Raw genomic sequence first — 15,902 nt, forward strand, 5'->3', positions numbered from 1 at the left:
CCCTTAAATTATTCCGTCTTATTCGAATTAGTTCTAATCAATGCGGCAATACCTGTCAGGTCTGACAGGTTACGTCCCTGTTGTTTACCGTTAGTTTGCTCTAACCGCGCATTGCCTCAATGCCACTCTTGAAAGTAGGAGAATCACAGTCATGGCTGACAACAACTCGTTGCTGCAGAGACTGGTAAAGCCACACGTTTCGGTACAGAAAGACCGCAGCGACTTCCCCACCGCCATGCAGCAAATGGGCTTCACGTCAGTTTTCGACATCGTCCGTTTATCCAAAGCAGCGTTCGCTCGCCAGCTCGCCCTATACAGCGACGCGAACGCCGATGTGGCCTACGACAATGCGATGAAATATGCGGCGCTCATTTCGCGCCTGTATCGGGAATACCAGACCTCTTCCGGCACGTTGCAGCAACTGGCTCAACGCAGTGGTGTGAGTTCGCTGGTTTCGCTGGGCGCTACCTATCAACGCATGTTCAATGAAAACTGGGACGAGTTCACCAAGGTCGGAGCCATTGCCGCCAACGATAGTCCGGTGGCCTACCTGACTGAACTGCGGAGATTCTCCCTTCAACTGGAAGCCACCAGTGAGGATCCCAAGCGGCTGTTGATGGATCAACGCCGTCCTGACCTCAAGGACCTGTTGATCAGCCAGGAGAGCACCTTCACACCGAGGCCAATGCTGGAAATTGTCACGCAGGTATTGGAAAGTCATCTGCGCACCTATCTGGATGGCAATCTTCCCGACAAAAGCAAATCCACCTATCAGGTACTGGCCGAACGGAGCTACCCCTTCGAACTGCCCTACAACTTCTATCATCACCAATGCCAGCTTGGGCTCGCTGATAATAAGCCGCGTCTGGGCGAGTTGAATTACCGGGCCAGTCTGTTGCTACCGATCAAACAGGTGGCAATCAATGACTATGGGCAATTGCAGCAACCGGCGCTACAGGCACAACGGTTGCTGTGCGGGTTGAGCCCGCAACAACAGCAATTGCAGCTCGCCCCCCCGGTGTTCAGCCATTTTTATCTGACCCGCAGCAATCTCATCAACGGCTGGCAAAACCCTCTCACTGCCTACCTGCGGCCACATACCACACCAAGCAGATGTTACTTGCTCCTGTCCGGGCAGCCCGACGACGTGGTCGCGACTCCGTTGGCGGACGCACCAACGAATCAAGGCGGCTCCAAAACCGTTGTCTCACTGACCTTTCGTAAAGACGACAAGACCGTGCCTGCCAGTATCGATCTGAGCTCTAACGTGCCGGACCTCACAGGGACTGGCTGGCTGATAAATCGTCTGCACGCTGCGATAGATAAACCCATCGTTGTGCATTTCCAGGCTGCCACCCTTCCCACGCCGACCGAGCAGGAATACACAGCCAGATTCGATCTGATCACCGCCACCGGGACCGTGGAGCAACCGGTTCGTCTGGCCAGACAGCGCTTCGCCTTTACGCTCGATGACCAGTACCGCCTGACGACGACAGAAAAGAACTTTTTCAAAGGCGCCTACGGTGTCGAAGTCACCAGCGATGCGCCTGTGCAGCAATTGACCCTGTTGACCGACTTCATGCAGCACACTGGCCTCACCGCTGAACAGGTCGAGCAACTTGTGGCCCGCCGCAGCTTTGCAGTGCGATTGTCGCCCAATTGTCCATACCTGCAGCCGACCCCGAACAGGATTGACCTGCTGACCGGGTCTTTTCCAAATCACTACGGTGCCTGCTACGTCAATGGCATCGGTCCCGGTGCTGAACTGTCCGACAACGCGCCGGAACCGGGCGCGGAAACAGACCTGAGCGATGAGTCAGACCACGCCATAGGACTGGAGCGGATAGCGTCGGGTGACAACACACAATGGCGTCTGACCAAAACCTCACTTGATCGTCTCGATCGTCTTCAGCGGATGATCCGCCTGCAACGCTGGAGCGGCATTCCTTTCGCCAGGCTCGACACGTTGATCTGCAGTGCCATCCGCGCCGAGGGCGAATCAAACCTGGGCATGGAGCTCAACGCAAACACCCTGCGTGCGCTGGGCGTCTATCGCTACCTGAACCAGCGCTACAGCATCGAACCTGAAGAGTTCGCGGCGCTGCTGCACGACCTCAGCCCCTATGCCAGCGGCAAGGACGCGGTGCCGTTGTTCGATCAAGTGTTCAACCATGTGCAACTGTTCGACACACCGCTGATTCTTGATCAAACATCCATCGATTTGACCACCCTCGATGCCGCGACGCAGAAAACCCTGCTGCAACTCTGTGCCGGGCTCGGTGTGCAACCCACCGAAGACTCTTTGCTGTTGATTGCCCGTCAGACCGAAAAGCACGTGGGCGCGCTCAAGCGTGACTTGCCTACCGTTTCCTCGTTGTACCGCCAGGCGCGGATAGCCCGGTTGTTCGGTCACTCGGTCGAAGAACTGCTGGCGTTGGCGGGACTTCTCGGAGGCTCGTCTTACAAAACCGCACTGGCCAGCGGCCGCTTGAGTGCAACGACTGCGGAGGCGAATCCGGACATCCTCGATGTGCTGATGCAACTGGATTGGGCCTTCGCCTGGCTCAAAGACAGTCAGCAGACCGTGACGCAGGTTTTGCAACGCCTGGGCATCGATGCCCCGCCAAATCCCGAAGAGCAGGAAAATGATCAGCAGATCAGATTGGCTGAGCAAGCTCCCCTGCCCGATGAGTTGCGGGCGCGTCTGACCACGCTGCAGAGCGATACGCGCCGCAGCCTGGCGACCGAGGCGCAAGTCAATGCGCTGGGTCTGCCACTGCAAGAGGATGGCAAACGCAAGCGAGGAGAAATCAACTGGTTTCAGTTGCTGATCGAACACAAGCTGATCACTGCTGACGGCCTGCTGTCTGGCCTTGATCGCACACTGACCCTGACAGATGAACCCGTTGCCTGGTTACAGGCCGATGTCGCGCAAGCGCTCAAAGGTCTAGGGCTGGCCCAACCTGTCAAAGATGCTTGCGCAGACAGACTCGTCAAGTTCCTGCTCGATGTGCATGACCGTCAGGCCCAGTTGCTCGAAGGGCTTTTCCAGGAAACCGCGAAACTCGCGCCGGATTGCTGCCGGGCGGTCATTCACTGGGCGTGGGCCACGCCCTATAGCATTTTGCAGCAAGCACTCAAGACCCCGCTGCCCCAAGCGTTGATCGAGGATTATCAACGGGTGGCTCGCCACGCCGAGATCGTCAGAGAGCTGCGTTTGAGCAATAGCGCTCTGCGCCTGTTTGCAATCAATCCGACGTGGCTGGGTGGCGCGGCATACGAGGAAGGCAGTAACAGCATGCCTTCGCTTTCCGATCTCTATCTGCTTGAACGCTTCAGTCATTGGTTCCACAGCCAGAGCCAGTCCGAAGACCATGTCCTGAGTTATTTCAGCTGCGCCAATCCAGCCAAGGCCCAATTGAAAAACAAGGCCCTGCGCCAGCTCGCCAGCGAAACGGCCGATGCTGCCCTTGCTCGTTTGCTGAACTGGCCGCAGGCGCAAGTTGCCGAGCTGACCAGCTCGCTCCCCGATAAACGCGCCACCTCGATGGCTCAAGTCGACTGGGTCCGTCGTTGCCAGGCCGCTTGTCAGGCCAGCGGCTTGGCCGCCAAAACCCTATTGCAAGCCACCGCGCTGGGCGAACAAAGCGATCTGCTGGCCTGGAAAGCCGTCGGTGAGGGAGTCATGGCCGCCCACTCTAACGCCGCCCCATCACGTGACAATGGTTGAGGAACGATCATGACGACTGCCTTCGATGCGCCGCTTAACGAAGCACTGCGTGACGCGATGCTCGCCCTTTATCTGCACGAAGCCATACCCAGCGATCCCTACCTGATCGAGCAAGGGCTGGCTCAAACGATCAAGACCGCCAACGACCTTTATGAATTCTGGTTGCTGGATGTACTGGTCAGCCAGGATGTCCCGACCAGTCCGGTGGCCTGCGCCATTGCCAGCTACCAACAGCAAATCAACAGCATGATGCTGAACCTGGAGCCCGGTTACAGCGATGACAGCTTTACGCCTTTGCAAACCAGCACCTGGCGCGACGGCCTCAATCGCTACTCGATCTGGCCCGCCCTCCAGCAGTTGCGCACGTTCCCGGACATCTATCTGGACCCGACCCTGCGCCTGACCAAGAGCGCCAGTTTCGAGCAACTGGAGAATGACCTCAACCAGGCGCAGATTCAGCCCGAAACAGTACAAACCGCAGTGCTGGCTTACCTTGCCAGGTTCGAAGAAATTGCCAACCTGAAAATCTGCAATGGCTACATTGACGGGGAAGATTTTGCCAACAGTACTTATTATTTCATCGGCAAATCCCCTGCCGAGAATGCTTATTACTGGCGCTCACTGGACATGTCGCAGCGCGCGGTCAAAGCGCCCGCGAGTGCAGCAGGCGAAACCCCGGTCAAATATGACAAGCCGCTGCCCAATGCCTGGTCGGATTGGCAAAAAGCCAACGTGCCCATTTCGGAAAAGGCGCTGGAACACACCATTCGCCCGTGCTGGTTCAACAATCGTCTGTTCGTGATCTGGGCCGAGCTGGAGCTTCAGGATGCGGACGCCATGCAGGCCCCCGTTGACGGCAAGGCCGACCAGAGCGTCAAGGTCAATCCCAGGTTCCGCCTATATGCCAGCTACAAGAAATATGACGAGACCTGGAGCACGCCGCGGGTTTACATCGAGAGTTACTGCCAGACCAAAGCGCTGATCGAAAAACCGCAGGAAGAAATTGCGGAGCAAACCCAGACCATTGCGGTGTATGACCACTCGACGTCACCTGAGTCGATGGTGCTCATGCTGTATTCGAACTATCAGGGCGTCCCTTCCGAGATTCCGGGCGATGCAGATACCTATGATTTTCTGCGAACGGTACAGATAGACAAGAACTTCAATGTGACACCGCTGCCACCGTCATTCGGCATGGCGCCGGAGGTCAGACCGGCCTCACCTCCCTCCGTCGAGGTCCTCAAGAACGGCGAAGCCCACGTGAGGCTGATCGGCAATATTTTCGCCAATGGCAACGCTGGTCGTTTCCAATACTGGCTTCCCTCCGGCACGCCAATGTTTGGTGCAGTGGAGCACCAGACACCGGATAGCGAAAAGACCACCTGGGATTATCAGGGGTGGCAGTCGCGAATCGAGACCAGCGTGAAAGACGTCGACTTTGTCTATAACCGGGCGGCGTCCAATATCGAGTTGACCGCAAGGCTGGCGGCAGGATTCAACAACCTCCTGATTTTCAAACTTTCCGTCTTCGACAAACACGACGAAAACAAGGAGCTCATCAAAGTTACGCTGGTGTTCGATCCTTCGGAAAATCACCTTGAAGTTCCGCTACTTCCAGGCTCCATCATTGAACCTGTTGGTACCGACTTCATGGATGTCGCAGATACGGCATTCTGTTTCAAGGGCTACCCTGATCGGCTGCGTAGCTTGATCGCCGACCCTGTCGGGAATCCGACCGAATTTACGGTACCCGCCACCAAGCAAGGAGAAACGGCGTGCCTTGCAGGTAAACATGCAAATCGAAGGGTGCTCTATGAACTGATCGGCTCCAGCATGGTTTTGTTTACGTCCTTTTGGCGTTCTACCACCGATCACAATGAAATCGATCTTCATCCTTCAGCAGGGCGCTATAACAGCAGCGTGGGCTACCAGTTTTTCATCGCACACCCGCTGAATGTTCTGTCAACAAAGCCGCCTGAAACATTCAGCGCAATGCGCAAGCTGGCGTCTACAGCCATCGTCAATAGCCTGTCGAAGGACTCCTCGCTGACTTATTCGTTTTCGGTCGATCAATCCACCCTCCAGCCCGACGGCTGGCCAGTGGAGTGGCCTGAGGATCCAAAGGAACTGAAAATCCCGCTGATCTATGGTGTTCTGGTTTATCACGCAGGCTCCTTGGCAACCACGCTGATTGGCGGAGCACTCAAGGCGCTGACCGTTGAATGGGCAGAAGTGCCTCCCTCAAACTTGCAAATAGCGCCCAGCATCAACAGCATGATCGACCCGTCTCTGGGGGACAGCCCTTCTTTGGGCAAGGCGCAATTCATTGACTTCAGCGGCTCCGGCATCGAGTTGAGCGACGGGCAGGAACCCGAAGGATCACGTCGGGCCGCTGTGCGCATGAACACCACCTTCGCCCGGCAACTGATCAACCTTGCCGAAGGCGGCATGGAACCTCTGCTGAGCTGGGAAACCCAGACCCAGCACACAGAACCACCTATCCCGGACGGTCAGGGATCGCAAGCCATGGATTTCTCGGGCGCTTACTACCTGTATTTCCTGGAACTGTTCCTGAACCTGCCCTGGCTGGTGGCCTACCGCTTGAACGAAGAGCAGCAGTACGACGAAGCGAAACAGTGGCTTGCGTATCTGTTTGACCCGACACGACAAAGCGCGGACCCGGGACACCCCGGTTACTGGCAGGCCGTACCGTTGGAAGAGCCGGTATGGCCCGGTCCGGTCGACCCCAGCCTGGCCATTCTGTACCCGGACGATCCGCATCAGATTGCCTTGAGTTTTCCGGTGCACTTTCGCAAGGCGCTGTGGAAACTGTTTATCGAGATCGAAAGCCGCCAGGCTGATCTGGCGTATGCAGAGTTGACGCCGGACGGCCTGGCTGAAGCCAAGATGCGCTACGTCCACATCATGGATCTGCTGGGACCGCGCCCGGATGTACGCCAGATCGACGAATGGTTGCCGCTCACGCTCGACGAATTGAGTTCGTCGAAGAATGTGCAACTGCGTCAATTCGAACAGCGCCTGATCAGCGCGCACCAGCAGCTGCAACAACAGCCACCTTTGCGTATCGGCAGGGCCCCGGCTTCGCAGCCTGCACCACTATTGTGTCTGCGGCCTGACGGCCATGACCCGCTACTGGCGAGCGCGGACACTGAGTATTTCCGTCGGCCCTTCAACCCCGAACTGATCATGCACTGGGATCGAGCCGAAAGCCGCTTGTTTAACCTGCGACATAACCTCGATATGGCCGGCGCTCCGCTGAACCTGCCGTTATTCGCCACGCCGCTGGATCCGCGCGCACTGCTCGCCGCTTGGGGCCAAGGCTTGTCCGGGGCAGCACTCAGCCGCTTGTTGAACCCGCAGATTCCCCATTGTCGCTTCAGTTTCATGTTCGCACTCGCGCAGAACGCGGTGGACAGCGTGATCGCGTTCGGCGCCACGCTACTGTCGCTGATCGAACGCAAGGAGCAGGCGCAGTACCTGGAACTGCAACAGCAGCAGGCGTGGAACCTCGCGGAGATGGCGGTGCAAATACAGGTTCAGGCCCAGAAGATTGATGAAAAAAACAAGGAGGCGTTGCTGGCGAGTCAGGACACCATTCTGGACCGAGTGAGTTATTACGAGAAATTGCTGAAAGACGGTGTCAGCACCTTGGAAATCGGCGCGGGAGCTTCTTACCTGCTGGGAAGTCTCGGCCAGACCGGAGCGACGATTGCCCACGGAATCGGCCAGGCAATGACTGTAGCACCGAACATATTTGGCATGGCGGCCGGTGGCGCACGCCTGGAAGGTGCTGCCAACGGCTTCGCGGCCCATATGCAAGCGTTTTCACACGTTGCGTATGGCGCAAGCCAAACCATGGATCGCATCGAACAATACCGGCGCCGCGCCCAGGAATGGACCCAGGCCCGCGACCAGGCAAAACTCGAAGCCGAGCAAATCAAGGCCCAGCTTGCCGTCTCCGACGAACAACATAAAGCCACGCAACTGCAACTGCGCCAGGCGCGAGCAGCACTCAACCAGGCCAAGGCCACCCACGATTTCCTGCTGAGCAGCAATCGTTTCAGCCGATCGCAGACCTACGACTGGCTCAACAGCAAATTCGCCGGTTTCTACCATACCGCCTTCACCAACGCACAATCGCTATGCCAGGCCGCTGAGGCCTGCTGGCAATACGAAATGGGCGATTTCACCCGAACCTTTGTCCATCCCGGCGCGTGGAATGCCACGTACCGCGGCCTCGGTGCCGGGGAAGAGTTGAAGATGAGCCTGCAACAGATGTACAGCCAGTACGTGCAGCACAACCGCCGCGATCTGGAAATCAGGAAAACCGTGTCACTGAAGGATTTGACCGGCAAGGACCCGAGTTCAACCATCAATAAACCGTGGGCACAGATCAAGCAATCGCTGATCGACAACGGCACGTGTGAATTGGAACTGACTCAGCAAATGTTCGACGATGATTACGCCGGGCAAAATCATTACCTGCGCCGGATCAAGACTATAAGCGTGACGCTACCGGCCGTGCTCGGGCCTTATCAAGATATTCGGGCGGTGCTGAAACAGACCTACAGCAAAGTTGAAATGGCCCCCACGATCGGCAGCAGCGTCAAAGAAAACCTGCGATCCAGTCAACAGATCGCCCTGTCGAGTTCGCTGGAAGACAACGGCATGTTTCAGCTCAACTTCCAGGACGAACGCTATCTGCCATTCGAATACACCGGCGCGATTTCACGCTGGATCCTGACGTTTCCCAAGGGTCAGGAGCACATACTCCAGCGCTTGCCCGACATCATCCTGCATGTGTGCTACACCGCGAGATGCGAAGGCGGTTCGCTATGAACGAACAGCCGCCGCCGCAACAGTCGACAATGCAGATCAACACACCGAGCCTGCCCAAGGGCGGCGGCGCCATCCAGAGTATTGGCAAGGGATCGGCCGGCGTGGGTACCAAAGGCACTGCGTCGCTGGAACTGTCGTTGCCGATTTCCACCGGACGCGGTTTTGCCCCGCCATTGGGTCTGGGCTATAGCAGTGGCACGGGCAACAGTTCCTGCGGGATTGGCTGGCAGTTGACGGTTGACGCGGTGACCCTGCGCACGGTCAATGGCGTGCCGACTTATGACGGCACTGACCAGGTCGTGGGGCCTGACGGTGATGTATGGCTGCCCGAGCGCAATGAAAGCACCGGTGAATTGATCTTCCGCACCACTGAGCAATACAACGGCTTGCCCCTGACGACAGCGTATGACGTCGTTCGCCACTGGCCACGGGTCGAGGGTGCATTCGCCTTGATCGAACATTGGTCGAACGAGACCGACAAAGCCGGTTTCTGGCTGATTCACGGTGCCGACGGCAGCCTGCATATCTATGGCACCACCGCCAATTCACGCCGGGCCGACCCTGCCGACCCGCAGCGCGTCGGCGTCTGGATGATCGACGAAAGCCTCAATACCCGCGGCGAACACATCATCTACGAATACAAGGCGGAAACCGAGCTGCCAGTCGCTCCGCAGTATCGCGACTATCGCGCTCAGCGCTATCTCAAACGCGTGTGTTATGGCAACGAAAAAGCCTCAGCGCACCTGTATGCCTGGGACAGCGGTAGCCGGGAAAAACAGTTGTGGCACTTTCAACTGGTGTTCGACTATGGCGAACGCAGCAGCGATCTGGAACAAGTGCCAACGTTTGAAGAACAACAGCCATGGGCCGAGCGCAGCGACCCTTACTGGATCTACGCCTACGGTTTCGAGCTGGGCAACCGACGCCTGTGTCGACAAGTGCTGATGTTTCATCACTTCCCCAAAGAGTTGGGTGACCATCCGGTTCTGGTGCAACGCCTGCTCCTGCAATATCGCCTCAGCCCACTGGGTTACAGCCATCTGAGCGCGGCGCATCAGCAGGCCTATGACGGCCTCGGCCAGATCGAAAGCCGACCGCCAATGGAGTTCAGCTACAACACGTTCGACCTCGCCCCGCAGCCGCAGGGCTGGAAAGAATTCACGGCCATGCCCGGCCTCGACGATGGTCATCAATATCAGTTGGTTGACCTGTACGGTGAGGGCCTGGCGGGTGTGCTCTGCCGTTATGACCACGGCTGGTATTACCGCGAGCCGTTGCGCGCAGAGACCGGCAGCGATCAGGTCGAGTACAGCGAGTGGAAACTTCTTGAAGGCGTGCCGATGTCCGACGCCGGCAAACCCGTGCATCAGTCGCTTACCGATCTGACCGGCGACGGCAAGCTCGACTGGGTGCTCGCCGCGCCGGGCATGTGCGGATTTTTCACCCTCGACCCAGATCGCAACTGGTCAGGGTTCGTGCCCTTCGATGCATTTCCCGGCGAATTTTCCCACCCGATGGCGCAGATCGCCGACTTGTTGGGTGACGGCCTGAGCGACCTGACGCTGGTCGGCCCGCGCAGCGTGCGTTTGTATGCCAATCGTCGCGCGGCTGGCTTCGCCGAGGCCGTCGACGTGCCGCATGCGGAAAAAACCGCCGCAGGCGATGATGATGAGCTGCCTGTGCTGAGCAATACACCGAGCGAAATCGTTGCATTCGCCGATCTCATCGGCAGCGGTCAGCAACATCTGGTGCGGATCCGTCATAACGAAGTCAAGTGCTGGCCGAATTTGGGACATGGTCGTTTCGGCAAAGGCTTTGTGCTGTGCACCCTGCCCTTCGCCTACGATGAATTCAACGCCTCACGGGTCTTGCTGGCGGATCTCGACGGCTCGGGTGCGGCTGACCTGATCTACATGGAAGCCGAGCGCCTGCGTATTTTCATGAACCATGCCGGCAGCGGTTTCGCCCAGACATCCATTGATCTTCCCTGGCCTGAGGGCCTCGCCCATGACGCGCTCTGGCAGGTCACCAGCGCAGATCTGCAAGGCCTGGGCTGCTCGAGCCTGGTGGTGACATTGCCGCACATGTCGCCCAGACACTGGCGTTACGATTTCGTCGACGCCAAACCCTATCTGCTCAACAGAAGCTGCAACAACATGGGTTGCAGCGCCAGCGTGAATTACCGCAGTTCGGCGCAGGAATGGCTGGATGAAAAACGTGAGCAACAGGCAGCCGGTGTTGAAAATCCAGTGTCCGGTCTACCAATGGCCATGCACCTGGTACACGAGCAAATCCAACATGATGAGATCACCGGCAACACACTGACACAGCTCTTCAGCTATCGCGGCGGTTATTACGACCGTTTCGAGCGCGAATTCCGTGGTTTTCGCCTGCTGCTGCAAAGCGACACCGAAGCGTCAGCAACCGAGTTCACCGCGCCGATTCTCAGCAAGACCTGGTTTCACACAGGCGAAACCATCGACCCGTCAAGAACCGGTTATTACAGCCGTGACGGTGATGCGGTCGATCTCAAACCCACACTGCTGCAGCTCTATCACTTCAATGATCGCATCGCGCAACCTTTCACCGAAGCCGATGAGGAGACTGCGCGAGAGATCGCCCGCACCCTGAGCGGCCGAGTAATGCGCTCGGAAGTGTTCGCCGCCGGTGACGACGCGGCGACCGCAGTCCCCTATGTGGTCCAGGAACATCGCTATGGTGCACGGGTGCTGCGCCCCAAAGGCAAGTACCAGCCTTATGCAGTGATCTTGCCCCTGGACGCGGAATCCATCAGTTATCAGTACGAACCGGCAATTGCCGACGATCCGATGTGCCAGCACCAGTTGAATCTGGAATGGGACCCCTACGGCCGTGTGGTGCATGCTTTCACGGTGAACTACGCGCGACGCAAAACCAGCAGCGATGCGCCGCCGTTCACTGAAGAGCATCAGCAGAACTGGTGGAAGGATGCTCATGACGATGCGCAACAAAAATGGTACCTGACGCAGCTCCGGTCAGAATCGATTCATTTGCCCAATGACGAGGCCTGGCGCCTTGGATTGCCCTGCCGCTTGCGCAGCAATTCGCTGGTGCTGGAAAAAGCGGCGCTGAGTGCCGCAACGATCCACCATGAACATATTTTGCTAATGGCCCGCGAGGATGGCGAATGGGCGCAGCAAGCAGTGTTGTCTGCATTGACGCTGCAGCGCTACATCGACCCTCGCAGCGGTGCAACGCTGGATCCGGGCGCCGCGACTTTCGAGGGTTTGCCCGCCTACATGGAGACGGCCGAACTGGACGCCGTCGCCCTCAGCGCATATGACAAACTCGAGGTGGATGGCCAATTACCCTTCAACCTGAAAGAGAAACTCGAATCGCAGGAGGTCGGTTACCACATCATGCCGCTGTTCCTGCCCGAGCAAGACCACGGTCCGATCGATGATCCTGACGATGCGAAGAACTATCTGTGGTCAGTGCACAGAGGTTTTCCCACCTACCACACGCTAGACGGCTTTCATAACGTGCAGAAATATCGTGAAACCCGCAGTCACGGCGAAACCCTGATTACCTATGACGCGTATTGGTGTGTGACAACCGCCGTGACCTTACCGGACGGCTGCACTACCCGCAGCCTCGACGTGGACTACCGCACCTTCCTCCCTGCGGCCATTGAAGATGCCAACCGCAACCTGCAGGAAGCGCGCTACAACGCTTTCGGCGAGCCGCTGGTGAGCAGTTTCCACGGCACCGAACTTGGAGAAGCGGTGGGTTTTGACCCGCTGCAAACCTACGTCCCGCCGGCAGACCGCGACCCGGCCATTGCCATCGCCGATCCGAAACAAGCCATTGGCAACTTCGCCCATGCCGCTTTCTGGGATACGTTCAGTTGGATGGGTTGCATCTCCCGCACGTCCTCACGCTCCCAAGAGTGGTGGGACTGGGCGAAAAGCCAAGGCTACATTCTGCCCGAAGGACACATTTGCGATCGCGCCCGACAGTACCTTGCCGCTGTGGAAAATCCCGATCGGAATGAAACCGAACTCCAGCAGCAAATCGATAATGCACAGCGTGAGCCCGTGTATGCCGTCTCTCTGGTGGCCGACCGCTATCCGCTTGATCCCGATCTGCAAGTGCGAGTCAGCATTGCTTGCCTGGACGGTTTCGGCCGCACTCTGCAAACCAAACATGAGGTCCCCCCGGGCGTGGCCTGGCAGGTCGATGACAACGGTGAGTTGGTCCTCGACGACAATGGCAAACCAATAGACGCCCAGGCCCAGCGACGCTGGCGTGTCAGCGAGCCAGTGGAATACAACAACAAAGGCCAGACTGTGCGGATTTACCGGCCCTACTTCGCCGATCAACCGCGCTACATCAATGATCGCTCGATGCGCAAGCATGCTTTTCACGACCAGCAGTTCTACGACGCGGTGGGCCGACCGACCGCAACCGTGCTGGCGAAGCAAATGCTGCAAGGCAATCCACCGACGCTCAAACCCCTACGCCGGGAAGTCTGGTACTGGATCTGGTGTAACGTCGCCTTCGACGAAAATGACCTGTTCGACCCGCCACCGGAACAACGGCGACGCAACTGGTGGACAGGAAGGTGAGCAAGCATGCGCAGACACCGCATCTTAGCGTCACTGATGCCCGAGGCTTACCGGTGCGGCAGGTTGCCTACTGGCGCGAAGATGGCAGCGAATCTGAAGCGCGCATCACCGCGGTTCAGCATGACGTTGCCGGGCGACGGGTGGCGCAGCGCGATCCACGATTGTTCGCCGACGCATCAGCCCCCGCCAATCTCAGGACGGTTTACTCACTGACCGGTCAGGTGCTGATCACGCTCAGCGTCGATGCCGGATGGCACGTCAGTCTGTGGGGCGAGGCGCGTCAACCGCTGCACGGTTGGGATGGCCGGGGTAGCGTGCGCAGCATCGAGTATGACGAACAGCTGCGACCACTGGCTGTGTTCGAACACGCCGATGACGGAAAACCTTTGTGCACGGAGCGATATGGTTATGCCGGCAGCAATCCGACATTTGCCACGCGGAATCAGTGCGGACAGATCATCCGCCTCGATGATCCGGCCGGCACGCAGTTGTTCGAACAGTTCGGATTGACCGGTGGAATCATCGCTCAGTCTCGACGCTTTCTGCGCTCACTCGACCCTCCTGACTGGCCGGTATCGCTCAGCGAGCGTGACAAATTGCTCGAAGACGCGCCTGCCGCCACGAGCTACTCGCGTTTCAACCCGCTCTCGGAAACCATCGAACAAATCGACGCCAGAGGACACCGACAGCTTTTCAGCCAGACCCTGGACGGCCAGTTGCGAGACGTTCGACTGCAATTGAAGGGCATCGCGCCGAAAACCCTGGTCGGCGCCATCCAGTACGATGCCCAAGGACATACCCTTCGGGAAACCGCTGACAACGGAGTGATCACCACATTGGACTACGCCGCCGAGGATGGCAGGCTGATCAGCCTGCAAAGCCAGCGCGGCAATGACATCCTGCAAGACCTGCGTTATGTCTACGACCCGGTAGGCAACGTGCTGAGTATTGAAGACGCCGCCCTCCCGATTCGATACTTTGCCAACCAGCGCATCGAACCGGTCAACCGCTACCGTTATGACAGTCTCGATCAGTTGATCGAGGCCACGGGTTGGGAGGCCGGTCAGACATCGAAGTTTTCACTGGCAGATCCTGCAGCGATCGCCAATTACACCCAGACCTATCACTATGACTGCGGTGGCAATTTGCTCAAATTGATCCACGACGGCCCACAAGGCCACGGTCACCGCCTGGTCGCCGCCAAGCACAGTAACCGCTGCTTGCCGGTGCGCGATGGCATGGACCCGGGCGAGGAAGATTTGCGCAACGGCTTCGATGCCAATGGCAATCTGCTTGGCCTGCAACCAGGACAGACTTTCAACTGGGACTTGCGTAACCGATTGCGTGAAGTCCGGCTGGTTTTGCGTGAAGACCGTTCGGCTGATAACGAGCAATACCGATACGCCGCAGACGGCATGCGCGTGCGCAAAGTGCGGCTGATGCAGACCAACGCTAAAACGCTGATGAACGAAGTGCGTTATCTGCCGAATCTGCAAATCCGTACCCACAGTGGTACGGGAGAAATACTGCAGGTGATCAGTGTCCAGGCCGGGCGCAGCAGCGTGCAGGTGTTGCACTGGGAATCCGAACCGCCCCAAGGCATCGACAACGATCAAGCGCGTTACAGCCTCAACGACCATTTGGGTTCCTGCACCCTGGAACTCGACGCCACGGGCAAGCTCATCAGTCAGGAGCGATACCACCCTTTCGGCACCACCGCGTGGTTTGCCGGGCGTAGCGAAATCGAGACAAGCTATAAAACGCTGCGCTATTCGGGCAAAGAGCGGGATGCGACCGGGCTTTATTATTACGGGTTCAGGTATTACGTGGCGGGTTGGCAGCGATGGTTGAATCCGGATCCGTCCGGGGCGATTGATGGTCTGAATCTGTTCAGCATGGTGAAAGGCAATCCGTTGGCTTACTTCGATACTGATGGGCGAATTCGTGAAGGCGTCAATGAGGAGTACCCGACTCAAGCGACCATCGGATCTTCGCCTTCGCCGCAATCAATAACGCCATTTTCAGCAAACTCTGTCATTAACGAAAGCACGAGATTTGGATTTCCTGATACACCACCATTGTCTCCAGAAGTAAAGAGCGCAAGCCACTCCATCGAAGTGTCGATGGAGAAAGTGCAATTGACCGATTCTTCGCTGAAGAACAAGCCAACGTCGATTGCAGATGATATTGGTGGTCGCCCTGCTATAGGCGGCGGGGGCGAAGGAGAAATATACGAAAGCGCCGACGGAAAACATGTCTACAAAAAGTTCAGAGGAGCCGACAAGCGAAACAGTATTCCGGGGTATGTAAAAACCGAAGCCGAGGTTTTCAATGCTTACTATGGAGCAGGCTCGGCGACGGCACTTATTGAAGACAATCAGAGTTACCTCAAGATGATAAAACTCGATGGCATCCCCCTCGGCGACATCAAGAAAGGTTCCATTCCGGCAAGCGGCGCCAATGCACTTTTGGAGATGTTTAATGAAATGGAAGCAAAGGACCTATATCACCAGGATGTACAGGACCATAATTTCCTCTGGTCCGAGAAAGATACGAAAGTTTACCCCGTCGATATGGAGGCGCACCCTTTTGAGCTTGCTCAGTATTCGATAGACGTATACGACCGAAAGAAAACTACGTTGCTCAAGCAATTTGCCAACAACGTAAAACGCTGATTGCAATCCCCCGCAACTCTTCGATGGGAA

Annotated in this window: 4 protein-coding genes; all 4 read left to right on the forward strand. The window is 57.5% G+C overall.

All coding sequences use genetic code 11. From position 1 onward, the window contains the following. Nucleotides 1-151 precede the first annotated feature (151 nt). Genes CKW30_RS23570 through CKW30_RS23585 form a run of 4 tightly spaced genes read left to right on the forward strand, consistent with a single transcriptional unit; the run spans nucleotide 152 to nucleotide 15,872 of the window. On the forward strand, nucleotides 152-3,730 hold the full coding sequence (locus CKW30_RS23570; protein ID WP_095182070.1) for a Tc toxin subunit A: 3,579 nt from the start codon (nucleotides 152-154) through the stop codon (nucleotides 3,728-3,730). Between the two features lie 9 nt (nucleotides 3,731-3,739). Further along, complete coding sequence (locus CKW30_RS23575) at nucleotides 3,740-8,590, forward strand: neuraminidase-like domain-containing protein (protein WP_095182071.1); 4,851 nt, start codon at nucleotides 3,740-3,742, stop codon at nucleotides 8,588-8,590. Then, the gene (locus tag CKW30_RS23580; RefSeq protein ID WP_095182072.1) at nucleotides 8,587-13,197 is read left to right on the forward strand and encodes a SpvB/TcaC N-terminal domain-containing protein; all 4,611 of its coding nucleotides are present in this window, start codon (nucleotides 8,587-8,589) and stop codon (nucleotides 13,195-13,197) included. The genes CKW30_RS23575 and CKW30_RS23580 overlap by 4 nt, the downstream gene beginning before the upstream one ends. Further along, entirely contained in the window at nucleotides 13,194-15,872 is a 2,679-nt protein-coding gene (locus tag CKW30_RS23585; RefSeq protein WP_256584396.1) for an RHS repeat-associated core domain-containing protein, read from the forward strand. Before CKW30_RS23580 ends, CKW30_RS23585 begins: the two co-directional genes overlap by 4 nt. The last annotated feature ends 30 nt before the right edge of the window (nucleotides 15,873-15,902 follow it).

The sequence above is a fragment of the Pseudomonas sp. Irchel 3F6 genome (assembly GCF_900187595.1).
Classification (GTDB): Bacteria; Pseudomonadota; Gammaproteobacteria; order Pseudomonadales; family Pseudomonadaceae; genus Aquipseudomonas; species Aquipseudomonas siliginis.